This window comes from Sphaerisporangium dianthi, assembly GCF_042654065.1.
Taxonomy (GTDB): Bacteria; Actinomycetota; Actinomycetes; order Streptosporangiales; family Streptosporangiaceae; genus Sphaerisporangium; species Sphaerisporangium dianthi.
In genome coordinates this window covers 242,671-257,823 of record NZ_JBHSFP010000006.1, presented here as the reverse complement: position 1 = coordinate 257,823, position 15,153 = coordinate 242,671, and the positions used below count along the sequence as shown (strand labels likewise).

At 72.9% G+C, this 15,153-nt stretch carries 11 protein-coding genes; 3 read left to right on the top strand and 8 right to left on the bottom strand.

Translation table 11 applies throughout. The features are described 5' to 3' along the window. Nucleotides 1-153 precede the first annotated feature (153 nt). The 4 genes from manB to ACFO60_RS12405 all read right to left on the bottom strand — a co-directional run bounded on the left by manB (nt 154) and on the right by ACFO60_RS12405 (nt 4,460). Nucleotides 154-1,257, bottom strand: coding sequence for a mannose-1-phosphate guanylyltransferase (gene manB / locus ACFO60_RS12420; RefSeq protein ID WP_380840209.1), 1,104 nt, complete (start codon nt 1,255-1,257; stop codon nt 154-156). A gap of 14 nt (nt 1,258-1,271) precedes the next feature. Next, nucleotides 1,272-2,399 (bottom strand): glycosyltransferase family 4 protein, encoded by a 1,128-nt coding sequence (locus ACFO60_RS12415; RefSeq protein ID WP_380840208.1) that lies wholly within the window; start codon nt 2,397-2,399, stop codon nt 1,272-1,274. A gap of 223 nt (nt 2,400-2,622) precedes the next feature. Continuing rightward, the gene (locus ACFO60_RS12410) at nt 2,623-3,546 is read right to left on the bottom strand and encodes a lysylphosphatidylglycerol synthase domain-containing protein (RefSeq protein WP_380840207.1); all 924 of its coding nucleotides are present in this window, start codon (nt 3,544-3,546) and stop codon (nt 2,623-2,625) included. Between the two features lie 35 nt (nt 3,547-3,581). Continuing rightward, nucleotides 3,582-4,460 (bottom strand): class I SAM-dependent methyltransferase, encoded by an 879-nt coding sequence (locus tag ACFO60_RS12405; protein ID WP_380840206.1) that lies wholly within the window; start codon nt 4,458-4,460, stop codon nt 3,582-3,584. Nucleotides 4,461-4,580: 120 nt separating this feature from the next. Between ACFO60_RS12405 and ACFO60_RS12400 the strand changes: the two genes are divergently transcribed. Further along, nucleotides 4,581-5,525 (top strand): lysylphosphatidylglycerol synthase domain-containing protein, encoded by a 945-nt coding sequence (locus ACFO60_RS12400; RefSeq protein ID WP_380840205.1) that lies wholly within the window; start codon nt 4,581-4,583, stop codon nt 5,523-5,525. Between the two features lie 13 nt (nt 5,526-5,538). Here ACFO60_RS12400 and ACFO60_RS12395 read toward each other — a convergent pair whose 3' ends face one another. From ACFO60_RS12395 to ACFO60_RS12380, 4 genes are all read right to left on the bottom strand, one after another. Then, a complete protein-coding gene (locus ACFO60_RS12395) occupies nt 5,539-6,621 on the bottom strand; it encodes a glycosyltransferase family 4 protein (protein WP_380840204.1) in 1,083 nt (360 codons plus the stop codon). Nucleotide 6,622: 1 nt separating this feature from the next. After that, entirely contained in the window at nt 6,623-7,552 is a 930-nt protein-coding gene (locus ACFO60_RS12390; protein WP_380840203.1) for a glycosyltransferase family 2 protein, read from the bottom strand. Between the two features lie 165 nt (nt 7,553-7,717). Continuing rightward, on the bottom strand, nt 7,718-8,641 hold the full coding sequence (locus ACFO60_RS12385) for a permease-like cell division protein FtsX (RefSeq protein WP_380840202.1): 924 nt from the start codon (nt 8,639-8,641) through the stop codon (nt 7,718-7,720). A gap of 76 nt (nt 8,642-8,717) precedes the next feature. Then, nucleotides 8,718-11,000 carry a hypothetical protein gene (locus tag ACFO60_RS12380; RefSeq protein WP_380840201.1) on the bottom strand — a complete coding sequence of 761 codons (2,283 nt, stop codon included), beginning with the start codon at nt 10,998-11,000 and terminating at the stop codon, nt 8,718-8,720. A 536-nt stretch (nt 11,001-11,536) separates the two neighbouring features. Here ACFO60_RS12380 and ACFO60_RS12375 point away from each other — a divergent pair. After that, nucleotides 11,537-12,880, top strand: coding sequence for a phospholipid carrier-dependent glycosyltransferase (locus tag ACFO60_RS12375; protein WP_380840200.1), 1,344 nt, complete (start codon nt 11,537-11,539; stop codon nt 12,878-12,880). 183 nt (nt 12,881-13,063) lie between these two features. Further along, on the top strand, nt 13,064-14,920 hold the full coding sequence (locus ACFO60_RS12370) for an LCP family protein (RefSeq protein ID WP_380840199.1): 1,857 nt from the start codon (nt 13,064-13,066) through the stop codon (nt 14,918-14,920). Nucleotides 14,921-15,153: the final 233 nt, after the last annotated feature.

The following is a 15,153-nucleotide window of genomic DNA, read 5'->3' as shown; positions in this document are numbered from 1 at the left end:
GGCCGCGCGCGTACCCCGCTCCGCGCGGACCGCCCTCCGCCGCCTGAGCGAGGCTCTCCCCGGTCTCGGCGGACGCCCTTCCATAGCGGGCGCCCTTCCCATGCGAGCGCCCCGCAGAGCGGGACATCCGCCGGAGCGGGCGTCCCCGCCGGATCAGACGTCGCTGGAGAAGCGGACCGCGTTCGGCGGCAGCCGCACGCCCGGCCAGACGCGGGCGCCGGCCAGCAGCTCGTTGCCGGACCCCACGACCGCGCCGTCTCCGATGACGGCGTTGCGCAGCACCGCTCCGGAGGCGACCCTGGCCTGCGCGCCGACCACCGAGTCGACGACGACCGCCCCGGACTCGATCACGCAGTCGGCGTCCAGCACGCTGCCGTGGACCGAGGCGTCGGACTCGACGACCGCCCTCGGCCCCACGACCGAGCCGCCCTCGATCTTGGCGCTGGGCGAGACCTCGGCCCCGGGCATCGTCAGGAACTCCCCGCACGGGCCGGGCAGCGCCGGAGAGGGCAGGCGGCCCAGCACCAGGTCGCAGGAGCCCTGGACGAACGCCGCGGGGGTGCCCACGTCCAGCCAGTACGAACGGTCGGCGTACCCGAGCACGAGCTCACCGGCGGTGATCATGCCGGGGAACGTCTCGCGTTCGACGGAGATCACCTGCCCCTCCGGGATCCGGTCGATGACCGAACGCTGGAAGACGTAGCATCCGGCGTTGATGCGGTTGGTCACCGGGTTGGGGGTCTTCTCGAGGAAGGCGGTCACCCGGCCCTCCTCGTCGGTGGGCACGCACCCGAACCGCGACGGGTCGTCCACCTCGGTGAGGTGGAGCGTGATCGCCGCCCGCCGCGTCACGTGCATGCCGACCTGCTCGGAGATGTCGTGCCCGGAGAGGATGTCGCCGTTGAGCACGAGCACCGGCGCGTCCGGGCCGCAGGTCAGCGCCTGGGCGGCGTTGCGGATGGCCCCGCCGGTGCCGAGCGGGGTCTCTTCGGTCATGTACTCCAGTGACAGGCCGAAGGCGGAGCCGTCGCCGAACGCCTCCGCGAACATGGAGGCGCGGTAGGAGGTGGCGAAGACGATGCGCCGGACGCCGGACGACCTGGCGCGGGCGAGCTGGTGGGCGAGGAAGGGGACGCCGGCTGTCGGAAGCAGCGGCTTGGGGGTGCTCAAGGTGAGGGGGCGCAGACGGGTGCCTTGTCCACCTACAAGGAGAATGGCCTCGAGATGCGCCGACTCCGGCGAGTAGCTGCTCGTCACACCGTGAGGCTAGCTCACTGATCGACCGCCCGTTGATAGCTCATCATGTGCGCCTCGGCCGAGGCGTCCCAGGTGAACTCTCTCGACCTGGCCAGACCCGCCTCGGCCAGCGTGTGCCGTCGTTCGGGAGACTCCAGCAACGTCCTCAGAGCGCCCCTGATGCTCTCGACGTCGGGCTCGGTGTAGGCGACGGCCTCCCCGCCGACCTCGGGCAGCGACGTGCGGTGGGTGGTCAGCACCGGCGCCCCGCAGGCCATGGCCTCCAGCACGGGCAGCCCGAACCCCTCGCCGCGGGAGGGGAAGGCGACCACGACGGCGCCGCCGAGGAAGCCGGGCAGGTCGGCGAAGGACAGGTAGCCCGGCCGCACCACCCGCACGGTCACCGGGAGCCCGCTGATCGCCTCGTCCACCTCGTCGCTCCAGCCGGCCGCGCTCGCCAGGACCAGCGCCGGCGGCGACGGCAGGTCGCCGACGGCCTGGCCGAAGCCCTTCACCAGGTTCGGGACGTTCTTGCGCGGCTCGAAGGCGCCGAGGAAGGCGACGTACGGGCGGCCGCGCAGCCCCAGCCGGCCGGCCACCCTTTTGATCTCGTCCTCGGAAGGCCGGTGGAACAGCGCCCGGTCGACCCCGTGGTAGGCGACGTCGATGCGCGTCGGATCGGCCGCGAGCACCCGCACCAGTTCGTCACGGGTGGCCTTGGACGGCACGATGACCCGCTCGGCGCCGCGGACCGCCGTGCGGGTCGCCGCGCGGAAGAAGGACGACCTGATGGTGTCGTGCCTGTCGGGCTCGGTGAAGCAGGTGACGTCGTGCACGGTCGCGACCGTGGGCAGCCCGGCGTGCAGCGGGATGGAGTAGTAGGGGGCGTGGATCACCTGCGCGCCGACCTGGCGGGCCACCACCGGGATGCCGGTCTGCTCCCAGACCAGCCGGGCGGCCCGGTTGGTGATCGCCGGCGGCCCGGCGAGGATGCGGGCGGATGGCGCGATCTTGCCGTAGCGCTCGGCGTCTGCCCTCTGGCAGACGACCGCGAGGTCGGCGCCCGCCCGGTCAAGTGCGGCGACCAGCCCGTCGACGTAGCGGATCAGGGCGCCGCGGTCGGCGGGCACCGCCGCGGCGTCGACGAGCACTCGGGGCGTCAAGAGCGATCGCTCCCTTCCGATCTCCGTGCAGGCCAATGCGGAGATCGCGCACAGGCGAAGAGCACCGGATCGCCGTCGACCGGCAGAGCACCTTGGTGTCCCGCAGCCGCGGCCGGACTCTCGCCCCCGATCCCCATCGGCTTCACTCTATTGCGCGGGTCCCCCGAATCGGGAGAGATATGACACGCATTTAGGGCGTCGAGCGGGCAACGAATGCGAAAAATCAGTCGTGATCGGCCGAGACGGGAACGATATCCGTGTGCCGGGCGGCCAGGCCCGCGAGGCCCGCGCACACCAGGTCGCCTAGCGAGACCAGCAGCCGCGAGCACAGCGCCGCCGCGACCGCCGACCCGGCGTCGAGGACCGGGGCCAGCGCCGCCACCAGCGCCACCTCGCGCACTCCCGCCCCGGCGGGCGCGATGACGACGATGAAGCCCAGGCACCAGGCGAGCGCGAACGCCCCGGGGGACAGCAGCAGGGCCCGCGGCCCGGCCGCGCCGAGGCCCGCCACGAGGAGCCACAGGTGGACCCCGTAGGCGGCCCAGCCGGCGAAGGCCCACCCGGCCGAGGCGAGCACCCCGCGGCGGCTCAGCGGACGCTCCAGCGGCGGCCGTCTGAGCAGCCGCAGGCCGAAGGCGAGCACGCCGTTGACGACGCGGGGGTGCAGCCCGGCGACGAGCACGGGGAGCAGCAGGAGCAGCCAGGCGTAGCGGGCCACGGAGTCGCCGGCGAAGACGGGCAGGGTGAGAGCGGCCACGGACAGACCACTGGCCAGATAGATGGGATATGTCAGGAAGAAGGCGGTGGCGCTGCGCGAGCGCGGGACACCGAGGTCCTTGCCCATCTCCATCTGCGCGAGCACCGGCCACAGCGACCCGGGGATGTACTTGCCGAGCTGGCCCACGAAGAAGACCTTGGCCGCGCCGGTGAGCGGCAGGGGCGACCCGAGGTCGGCCAGCAGGGCGCGCCACATCAGCATGCCGGCCGCCAGAGCCGCCAGCACGGCCACGAGCGAACCGGCGAGCAGCGGCCAGGACAGGCGGGAGAACCCGTCGGCCACCTGCGCCCACCGCCCGGCGACGGCCCACACGCCGAACCCGAGGGCCACCAGCAGGAACACCAGGCGGATCAGCTTCTTGCGTGTCACGCGCGGAGGCGAAGCGGTCGCGGGGCGCGTACCGGTCACGAGGTGCGTACCGGTTGTGGGATGCGCACCGGCGCCGGGGCCTGCGGGAGGGCGGGCCCGAGCGGCCTGCGCGGCGTCTTGGTCGCCACCCACAGGTAGGTCGGCACGACGGGCAGCAGCGCGCGCAGCGCCGGGCGCGGCGTCCTCGCCAGCGTGCCCTGCGCGACCCGCCCGACGGCGCCCGGGAACAGCTCGGCGCCGGCGAAGCGCCCGGGCGAGGCGAGCACGGGGAAGGAGTAGTCCCAGACGTGGAAGCCGGCGAGCATGCGGCGCAGCCCGGCCCGCGTGCGGAACCGCTCGTAGTAGTGGTCGGCGCGGCCGAAGGCGCGCACGTAGCGGTCGGCCAGCGACGGCGGGAGGTAGGAGAGGAACGGCAGCTTGTAGTGCGGTTCCATCACGCCGAGCCGGTTGCCCAGCCCCAGGTACAGCACGCCGTCGTCGGCCAGCACGCGGTGCAGCTCGCGCACCACCGCGTCAGGGTCGACCACGTGCTCGTAGATGTGGTTCAGCACCAGCACGTCCATCGAGCCGTCGGGGAACGGCAGCGCCGTGCCGTCGGCGCAGACGAACTCCACCCGCTCGCCGAACCGCTCGTCCGCCTTGCGCAGGCCGGGCACGTCGATGTCGACCCCGAACGCGTGCCGCGCGCCCGCCGACGCCAGCTCGTCGGCGATGAACCCGGCCGAGCACCCGATGTCGGCCACCGTCAGCCCGTCGAGCACCCCCGGCGCGCCGGGCCCGGGAACGGGGTCGCGGCCCAGGAAGTGCGCGAGCACGGCGATGATCTTGGAGGCCTTGCGGCGCCGCTTCGCCTCGTCCAGCATCGCCGCCTGGATCTCCGAATACGCAAGCTGCGCCACCCGTTCAGTGCCCACGCCGCCCAACTTTAGTGGGTAGGGGCGGCGGGCCTCGTATGGTCAGGGAAGGTCCATGATCACGCAACGGCATGAGCCGGACGGCTACCGGCGGGTAACAGGTCGTCGTACGCTGGGCGGATGCTGAGCCGGTTGCGATCAAGTCCCCTGCTCCGGGCGGGGCTCGCGCTCGTCGCCCTCGCCTTCCTGGCATACGGCCTGTCCCGCAACTGGAACGGCACCGTCGCCGCCCTCGGCCGGCTGTCGTGGTGGACGGTGGCGGGGTCCTTCGCCGCCGTCCTGGCCGGGCTCGGGTTCATGCTCGTGGCCTGGCAGGTGGTGCTCGCCGGGTTCGGCACGCACCTGCCGCTGCGGGTCGCCGCCAAGGTGCTGTTCGTGGGGCAGCTCGGCAAGTACGTCCCCGGCTCGGTGTGGGCGTTCGCCGCCATGATGGAGCTGGCCCGCGACCACGGCTCCCCGCCGCGCCGGACGTTCGGCGCGACCGTGGTCGGGCTGGTGGTCTCGCTCGGCTGCGCGCTGGCCCTCGCCGCGGTCACCTTGCCGCTGACCTCGCAAGATGTGGTGCGGCAGGCGTGGTACCTGCTGCTGCTGATCCCCTTCATCGTGCTCGGGCTGCATCCCCGCGTGCTGACGTTCGGGCTGAACCTCGCGCTGCGGGTCGCCCGCAAGGAGCCCCTCGACCAGGTGCTTCCCGGGTCCGCGATGCTCGTGGCGGCCGCCTGGACGATGGCCGGCTGGCTGTTCTACGGCGTGCACATCTGGCTGCTGCTCGACGACATGCGCCCGGGGGGCGGCCCGTCGCTGTTCGCCGTCGCCGCCGGGGCGTACGCGCTCGCCTGGGTGACCGGGCTGCTCACCGTGATCGTCCCGGCGGGCATCGGCGTCCGCGAGGGCGCCATGGTGCTGGTGCTCACGCCCGTCCTGGACGCCCCGCACGCGCTGGTCGTCGCGGTGGTGTCCCGGCTCGCGTTCACGCTGGCCGACGCCGTCTGGGCCGGCATCGGGTTCGTGGCCGCGCGCGGTCAGGCTCCCGCCGAGAGCGAACCGGCGTACGCGGCCAGGTAGAGCTCGTACGCGGTCAGGCTCCCGCGGAGAGCAGGGCGGTCGTGTACGCGGCCCAGAAAGGCTCGGGGTCGACGGCCTTGACGCCCTGGCGCAGCCGCTCGGGCTCGCCCTCTTCGTAGAACCGGGTGATCACCCCGGTCAGCGCGTCCACCGAGCCGGGCTCGGCGAGCAGGCCGTCCACGCCGTCGGTGATGTGGTCGGCCAGCGCGCCCACCCGGGTGGCGATGACCGGCAGGCCGTGCTCGTGGCCGAGCCAGGCGTTCTGGCTGGCCGTGGCCGACCGGTAGGGCAGCACCAGGGCGTCGGCCCCGGCGAACAGCCCCGGCACCTCGCCGGCCGCCACGTACCCGGGCCGCAGGTCGACCCGGTCGCCCAGGCCCAGCTCGGCGATCAGGGCGCGCGTCTCGTCCAGGCCGCCCCAGAACTCGCCCGCCACCGTGAGCGACACGTCAGGGACCTGGGCGAGGGCGCGCAGCAGCAGGTCGAGGCCCTTGTACGGGCGCACCATGCCGAAGAAGAGCAGCCTGCGGCGCACCCCGCCGCCCCCGCCCGCGGGCGGGGCGCTCGTGGCGGGAAGATGCGGCGGCAGCCCGGCCACCCTCACCGGCGCGGGCGTGAGCCCACCGGCCGTCGCCGCCTGCTCCCGCGAGTGCGCGAGCACCCGGTCGACCCGCCGCAGCAGGGCCTTCACCAGCGGCGCGTCATACGGCTTGCGTTCGTGCGGCAGCACGTTGTGGCAGAGCGCGACCACCTCGGTCGCACGGCGCAGCCCTGCCAGGATGCCGAGGTAAGGCGGCACCTGCACGGGACTGAGCAGGGTCAGCACGGCGAGGTCGGCGCCGCGCAGCCGGCGCCCGCAGCGCAGCCACCCGTCGGGACGGCGCCAGTCGAGGTCCCGCCGGACGTGCGCGAACGGCTCGCCCTCCGGCGAGGAGATCGTCTGCTGCCCCGGGTACAGGAAGGACGGGTACTGGGCGCGCCAGGACTCGATCACGACGTCGTGGCCGAGCGCCGTCAGCCGGTGGGCCAGCTCGGTCGTGTGCTGCGCCCCGCCGCCCTTGTACGGGTAGGTCGGCCCGACGATCGCGACGCGCACGTCATTCGCCCCGGGATCGCACGATCAGGTCGGCGAGCAGCGCCAGCGATCCGATGATCAACCCGGACAGGAAGGTCATCACCGTGCTCGCCGGGAAGTAGAACGGGTGCCGGATCATGTCGACGACGCCCTTGCCCAGCGCGATCACGACCAGCCAGATCGCCGGCGGCATCAGCACCTTGAGCGGGTTGAAGTACATCACCATGCGCAGCACCTGCAAGATGTAGCGGTAGGCGTCGGAGATGAAGCTGAACTTCGACGTCCCCGCCCGCTTGCTGTACTCGATCGGCATGTAGTGCACGTCGTGCTGGTTCGACAGGAACGCCAGCGTGATCGTCGTCACGCAGGAGAACCCGGGAGGCAGCAGGCGCAGGTACGGCAGCGAGACCGACTTGCGGAAGGCCCGCAGGCCGGAGTTCAGGTCGGGGATCTCCTGCCCCGCCAGGCGCTCGGCGACCTTGCGGATGAACCACTTGGCCGGCACGCGCAGGATCTTGTGCGAGCCCTGCTCGCTGGTGCGCGCGCCCACGACCTGGTCGATCGTCGGATCCTTCTCCAGGATCTGCACCAGCTCGGGGATGCGCTCGTTGGGGTAGGTCATGTCGGCGTCGGTCCACACGACGATCTCGCCGCGCGCGTCCTGGGTGCCGATGCGCCGCACCGTGCCCGAGCCGCCGTTGCGGTGGAAGGCGACGATGCGCATCTCGGGGAACCGGGGCGCGGCCTCGCGCAGCCGGGCGAGGGTGTCGTCGGTGGAGTGGTCGTCCACGGCCATCAGCTCATAGGTGTAACCGCTCGCGTCCATCGCGCCGCAGATGCGCTCTACCTCGGCGATGACGTGATCCTGCTCGTTGTAACAGGGCAGGACGATCGTCACATACGGTTTGGCGTCCACGGCGGATCCAGTCTCAGGCGTCTCGGTCACACTCACGTCGGGCGAGGATACAGTGCGCGGCCGGCATACGAGTGGCCCCCGACCCCATCTGGGACTCTTCTCAATCCCATTTGTGTCCTTCCCGGCTCTTCGGGCTGTATGCCGCGCTCTGCGTGATCTGTCCCACGTCGCGGCGCCCGGCGACATCACCGCCCCTGGCGGTCACCACACCAACTGCACGCCGGTCACACCCTTGAGCGCCTCCCGTACACGCCGGGCGGCGTCCGGCCCGGCGATCTTCACGTGGTAGGACTCGTTCATGTCGCCCAGCAGGATCGGCCCCTCGTACGGCGACCCCTCCGGGTAGTAGTGGCGCTCCAGCCTCAACGCATGGGACTGGTCCTCGAAGTAGACCTTCTCCACCCCGCGCACCTCGCGGATCCTGTCGAGGATGGCCTGCTTCTCCTCTTCGGTGAGCGGGCGGTGCTTGAGCGGCGCGCACACCCGCGCGGGATCATTGCGGCACAACGTCACCGTGACGTCCGCCCTGCCCTGCCAGAAGTCCGTCGGCAGCCGGTCCGCCCTCTCCACGCCCGCGATGCGCCGCGCCTGCTCCGCCACCTGGCCGAACAGGGCGGGGTCGCGGAGCACGCCCTCGAACGTGTCCTGCATCATGTCCAGGGTGATCCGCCCCGTGCGGCCGTCCGGGTCGATGTACGTCTTGTCCGACATGCGTTGATACCTGGCCTCCCTGCTGACGAACCGCAGCGAGACGACTCCCGGGATCGCGCGCAGGCGCTCCTCCAGGCGGCGGGTGTCCTTGGCCGCCTCGGCTCCCCTGGTCCCGGACGGACACCTGAAGAACCTGCCCTGGCACAGTGAGACCGTGAACCGGTCCTGGACCGGCAGCGCGGCGTCCGGCGGCGGGAGCGGCTTGCGCGACTCCTGGTACAGGTACCAGCCGCCGCTCCCCAGCAGCCCGAGCAGGACGACGACGGCCGCCCCGACCGCCAGCAGCCTCCGGTGGGCCGACGCCCACCGCCTGCCGGCCGCCTCCCACGCCTGTAAGCGCGACTCCCGCTCGGGGTCGCCGTCCCCGAACGACAGTTCCTCGCCGGCCTCGGGCGGCTCCACTCGCCATTCCATGCCGCCCAACTCTCCCGATCGCGACCGCCCGCCGTCAACCGCGCCGCCGCCGCCCGCCACCGTGGCCGGCCCGTCCTCACTCGGGTCGCGGAATGACCATCCAGACGTCGATGGAGAACGACCAGGTGCCGTTCGGCGGGTCGACCAGAGAACGCTCGTCCTGGCGGGCGCGGAGCCTCACCACCTGCGTGGGCGTGCCGTACCGCACCAGCTGCACCCGCTCGGCGGCCAGCAGCACCGGGACGCGGCCGGCCGCGCGTATCCGCGCGGCCAGGCGGGACACGTCGGAGGCCGCCGCCACGTCACGGCTCGTGCCCGCCTGACCGGCGTCCTCCGTGGTCTCCGCCGGGGAGCCCGCCGGCGGCGCCGTCCCGCCCGCCTGGCGGACCTGCGCGGCCGGGCGGTCGCACATGGCGCGGACGACCTGCGTGAACCGCTCGCCGGTGACCCGCTCGACGAGCAGGACCGAGGCGTCACGCGGCAGCGCGGCGCACAGCCCCCGCACCGCCGCCGCCTCCCCGCGCTCCACGGGCGTGAACGCCGTGCCGATCGAGGTCACCGCGGCGGGCGCCACCAGCAGCACGGCGCCCGCCGCGGCCAGCCGGCGCATGGACGCCGGCCCGTACCCGGCGTCGCGGATCTTCTCCCACGCCCAGCGCAGGCCCCACGCGGCCAGGACGATCAGGCCGGGGATCACCACCGGCACCAGCCGCCGCGACGCGAACGGGTGGTCCGGCGTGATGGCCGGCCGCCACAGAGTGGTCACGGTCGTCCAGCCGATGATCGCCAGCGGCAGCAGCCAGAGGAAGCCCTTGCCCTGTGCCATCCGCCGCGCCATCACGGCGGCGGCCAGCGTGGCCAGCATGACCACGGGCACGCCGACGTACCAGATCACCCAGTACAGCGACTGCTCCGAATACAGGCGGCCCGGATCGCTCGGCAGCCCGTTCGCCTTCTGCGTCCACCCGATGAAGACGGAGTTGAGGGCGTCCTCCACCGTTCCGGGCACCCGCCGCACGGTCTGCACCCAGGGACGCACGGCGAACCCGGCCATGACCAGGACGACCAGCACCGCCGCCACGTCGGGCAGGCGGCGCGCCGGACGCCACGCGCGCACGGCGTCCCAGGCCGCCGGGACGACCCTCGGCCCGGCCACAGCGCCCGCCACGGTCAGCGCGAGCACCAGCCCGCAGATGGCGAGCAGCGGCTTGACCGAGTCCGACAGATAGTTGAGATAGGGCCTGGCCAGGAAGAACGCGGCGACCAGCCCCAGGCCGGCCCCCGCGAGCAGGCCTCCGAGCAGCGGCACGCCCATGCGCGCGTACGCCTCGCCCCGGCCGCTCCGGCCCCGCAGCGCGATCAGCACGCCCGCGTAGGCGAGCACAGGAAGCACGTCGCGCAGCCCGTCGATGCGCACGAGGACGGCGAGACCGAAGGCGAGCCCCGCGAGCACCGCCGCGCCCCGCGTCCTGCCGCGCGCGTCGGCGGCCAGCGCCATGCCCCCGAAGATCAGGATGAGGGACGGGATCTCGCTGAAGGTGGTGCGCGAGGTGTAGAGGATCGGCAGCGCCACCGCGAACGTGAGCGCCGCCGCGGGCGCCCACCGCGCGCCCGCCAGCCGGGCGGCGACCCCGGCCACGGTCAGCACGGCCAGGGCGCCGAGCACCGGCGGCGTCAACAGCAGGCCGGACAGCCCCGCGAGCCAGTCGCCGACGGCGTCGACGAGCGGCGCTCCCGGCATGAACTGCGGCACCACCGCGCCGCCGTGGTCGTAGAACCCCACGCTGTCGAACCGCAGCGCCGGATCGGGGCCGCCGAACGCCGCCGTGGGGTACGGGATGGGAAGGAAGCCGTGCCCGGCCAGCCAGGCGGTGTACTGCGCGTACGTCGCCGGGTCCCTGCGGACGATCAGTTGCTCGGTGTGGAAGACGGCGTTGAACACCCCGGAGGCGGCCGCGATGCCCACGACCGCCGCCACATGCCAGGCGGAGGCGTCCGCCACCTCCCCGCCGCCCTCGGCGGCCCAGCGCCCCTTCCCCCGCTCACCAGGCCCCGCGCCGTTCCGCCGGCCCCTGACCCCCGCACCGCCCAGCCGGCCCCCGGCTCCTGGACCGCCCAGTCGGCCCCCGGCCTTCACACCGTCCAGCCGGACTCTGGCCCCCGCGCCGTACAGGCACAGGACCACGGCGAGGGTGCCGCCGAGCAGGAGCGCCGGCAGCGGGCGGAACCAGCCGGCCATCAGCAGCGGCAGCCCTGCGAGCAGCCAGCCGGTCAGCGCGAGCACGGGCATGACCGTGACCGCCGCGAGCACCCGGCCCGCCGGCGGCCACCATGAGCGATCGCGCCACACTCCGTCCATCAGCCCCGCGAGCCTAACGGCCACCCCGCCCCCGTACGCCAAGCCGCCCCTTCCACCACCTCGCGACTCTCCGCCCCCCTCGTCGCCCTGGCCCTCCACCTCGCGGCCCCCGGCTCCGCCTCGCGACCGCCGGCCCCGCCCCTCCCTCGCCCCTTTACCTTCCCCCACCGCGGCTCCCCTGACGTGTGTGCGCCTCATCGCCGTGTGGCGGACGGGTAACGTAACGGCGCGTACTCGGTTCCGGGTACCGGTTTCGTTGATCGGGCTTCGTCGGACGTTTCGGGTAGCCGGGACGCGGGTGGCGATGGGCTGGGGGTGGAGTGGTCGCGGCGGGACAGGGCTCCGGGCTGCGGGACGGCACGAGAGGGCCGTCCGGGCGGCTGCCGGCCTGGCGTGGCCCGCGCCTGCGCCTGCGCCCAGGACGGTGGGCTCCGCGACCGCGCCTGGGGCGGTGGGCTCCGTCGCGGCAGGCCCTGCGGGCACACCGCTGGTTCCTCGGGGTCCTCGGGCTGGGCGCGGCCCTGAGAGTGGTGGCCATGATGGGCTATCGGCCGGCGCTCTGGTTCCCCGACTCCTACACCTACGTGGTGACGGCGCTGCACCCCCGCCCCGACCTGGTGCGCCCGGCCGGGTACTCCCTGTTCCTGCGGCTGCTGGAGCCGTTCCACGGCTTCGGCTTCGTGGCGTTCGTCCAGCACCTGCTCGGGCTCGCCGTCGGCGTGCTGGTGTACGCGGCCGTGAACCGCGCCGGGGGACGAGCCTGGGCTGCCACGCTCGCGGCCGCCCCCGTGCTGCTCGACGCCTACCAGATCCAGCTGGAGCACCTGCTCGTCTCGGACACGCTGTTCGCCTTTCTGCTGGTGGCGGCGGTTTTCGCGCTGCTCGGCAGGCCCACCTGGCGTTCGGCCTGCGTCGCGGGCGCGCTGCTGGGCGCCGCCACGCTGACGCGGACGGTGGGACTCCCACTGCTCGCGGTGGTGGCGGCCTGGCTGCTGATCCGCCACGCGAGGGCGGAGGTGCGCGGAGGGCTGGGCGGGCTCGCGCGCGGCGGGCGCCTGGTGGCGGTGCTGGTGCTGGTGGCGGCGGTGCCGATCGCCGGGTACGCCGCGTGGTTCTGGGCGACCTACCACCGGGTGGGCATCGTCGGCTCCAACGGGGTGTTCCTGTACGGGCGGACGATGTCGTTCGCCGACTGCGCCGTCATGCGCCCGCCCGCGGACCTGGCGGTGCTGTGCGACAGCAGGCCGCCCTCGCGCCGCCCGCCGTCCCAGGAGTACGTGTGGGCGCCGGACGCGCCGCTGGTGGCGCTGCCCGGCATCACCTTCACGGCGGAGACCGACCGGCTCGCCGGGCGGTTCGCGTTCCTCGCCCTGCGCAGCCAACCGGCCGACTACGCCGCCTCGGTGCTGTCGGAACTCGTCCGCTCGTTCGCCTGGGGCCGGCCGGTCTATCCCGACCAGGTGACCTACGACTATTACGAGTTCCCGTCCCGGACGCCCGCGCCGCCCGACCGCTTCCCCGCCGCGCACGGCGCCGATCTCGCCGTGCGCTACGAGCGGGGTCCCGTCGACACGCGCGTCGTCGAGCCGTTCGCGGGGTGGATGCGCGCCTACCAGGACGTGGCCGGGGCGCCGGGAACGGTGCTGCTGGCCGTCCTGCTGCTGCCTCCGGCCGTCGCCGCCGCCCGCGCGTGGAGGAGACGGCGGGCGCATGGGGCGGGCGTAGGTCAAGCGTGGGGGCTGCCGTGGGTCATGGCGGTGTCTTTGCTGGTCGTTCCGGCGGCCACCGCGGAGTTCGACTACCGCTACGTGCTGCCCGCCGTGCCGCTCGCGTTCCTCGCCGCCGCGCTCCTGACGGCCCGGCAGGAAGATCGGTCATGATAGTCGTGACCTGGTGATCCTGTGAACTTCCGGTAAAGCCACCGATTCGGTTATTCCAGGAAATATCCTCGTATCAGTATGCTTGGCCGCCTGATCAACCCCCTCTGGAGTAAACATGATCTTGCGCCTGTTCACCCGATCATGCTGCCCAGAACCGGGCCGGTGACCTAACCTCGTGACGAAATGAGCGAGCACCGACACGGCGCCACGGTCAGGGACAACCGGACGGCGTCCTCCGCGCCCGGTCGCCGGTCCAGCCGCGACGGCGCGATGGAACCTCACTCCGACGCCCCTCCCCGCGAGGGAGGCCGTCGCCGCAGAGGCGTTCCCCCCGGCACCCAGGAACCCGTACGACCCGCGGGCCCCTACGGCCCGTACGAGAACCATCCCTCGGGGCCACAGGATTTCCCCGGCGTGGACGAGACGCGCGGCGGACGCCAGCGGGGCGTTCCCGTCGAGGCGCCCCCTCCCCCACCGGACGGGCCGGGCCGGGGCCGCCGGCGCGGCGGCGGCGGCGGTGACGGCGGCGCCGGAGGCGGCGGCCGCGCTCCCCATGGCGGCGGCGGGCGCATGCGCGTCCTGGCCTACGTCAGCATCGCGCTGACCAGCGTCATGGTGCTGCTGTCGCTCACCGGCTACACGCTCTACCGCAACGTGCTGGGCGAGGTCCGCACAGAGGACGTCAGCGGCGATCTCAACGCCAACCGCCCGGTGAACGCCACCGGCGCGCTCAACGTACTGCTGGTCGGCTCCGACTCCCGCGCGGGCGACAACAAGAAGTACGGCCAGCACATGGGCGACCTGGGCGAGCGCACCGACACGATCATCCTCATGCACGTGTCGCCGAACCGCGACAAGGCGACGCTGATCAGCTTCCCGCGCGACTCGATGGTGCAGATCCCGGCGTGCAAGAACGCCCGCACCAAGGTGGCCATGCCGCCGCGCCTGGACATGATCAACTCCGCCTTCAACGAGGGCGGCATGGGCTGCACGATCAACACGATCGAGGCGAACACCAACATCCGCGTCGACCACTACATCAAGGTCGACTTCACCGGCTTCAAGGCCATCGTCGACGCGCTGGAAGGCATCCAGATCTGCGTGCCCACGGCGGTGGACGACCGGCAGGCCAAACTCCACCTGCAGGCGGGCAAGCAGATCGTCAAGGGCGAGACCGCGCTCGCCTACGTCCGCGCCCGCCACTCGCTCGGCGACGGCAGCGACATCAGCCGCATCAAGCGGCAGCAGATCTTCCTGTCCCAGGTCGTGAAGAAGGCCACCAGCGGCGACACCCTGACCAACCCGCCCAAGCTGCTGAGCCTCGTCACGGCGGGCGCCCACTCGGTCGTCATGGACCCGCAGCTCGACGTCGACACGCTGATCCAGATCGCCCAGAGCGCGCGCAGCCTCACCGCCAAGGGCGTCAAGTTCGTCACGGTTCCCTGGGAGCCGTACACCGAGGACAAGAACCGCGTCCAGTGGAAGCAGCCGGACGCGAGCAAGATGTTCGAGTCGCTGCGCACGGACATCGAGGTCACCCCGCCGCCCAAGCCGAGCGCGTCGTCCTCCGCGGGGCCGGCCAAGCCGGCGGTCAAGCCGGGCGAGGTGCGCATCCAGGTGGTCAACGGCACCAACACCTCGGGCAAGGCCAGGGAGGTCGCCGAGGCGCTGGCGGCGCAGGGCTTCAAGGTCACACAGGTCGGCGACGCGCGCAACGCGGACGGCACCGACCGGCCGAAGACCATGCTGCTGTACGCGAAGAACGCCGCCGACGGCGCCGACTACGCCGACCCGGTGGCCGCGAAGCTGGCGCCCAAGGTCACTCCGGCCGCGGGCAAGGTCAAGGCCGGACTCCTCCAGCCGTTCACCCCGTCGGTGACGTCCGCCACGCCGCCGGCCGGCGCGAACGCCACGCCGCCGCCCGGGTCCCCCATCATCCAGCTGGTCATCGGGGCCGACTTCAAGAACGTCAAGATCCCGGTCACCATCCCCGACAGCGCCCGGGTCGTCGACTCCAAGACCGACGTCTGCAGCACCTGACGCCACCGGCGCCACCGGCGCCACCGGCATCGCCGGCTTCCTGACCGGCGGACATACGAAGGCCCGGTCCCCTCGCGGGGGACCGGGCCTTTCCGTTCCCAGCGGAGGAGTGCCCTTAGCGGCCGGAGGGACCACCGGGAACACCTGCTGCCGAGAACACCGGGCAACCCGAGCGCAACAAGCGCGCCGAGAAACCCGAGCGCACCGAGCGCACCGAGCGCACCGAGCGCACC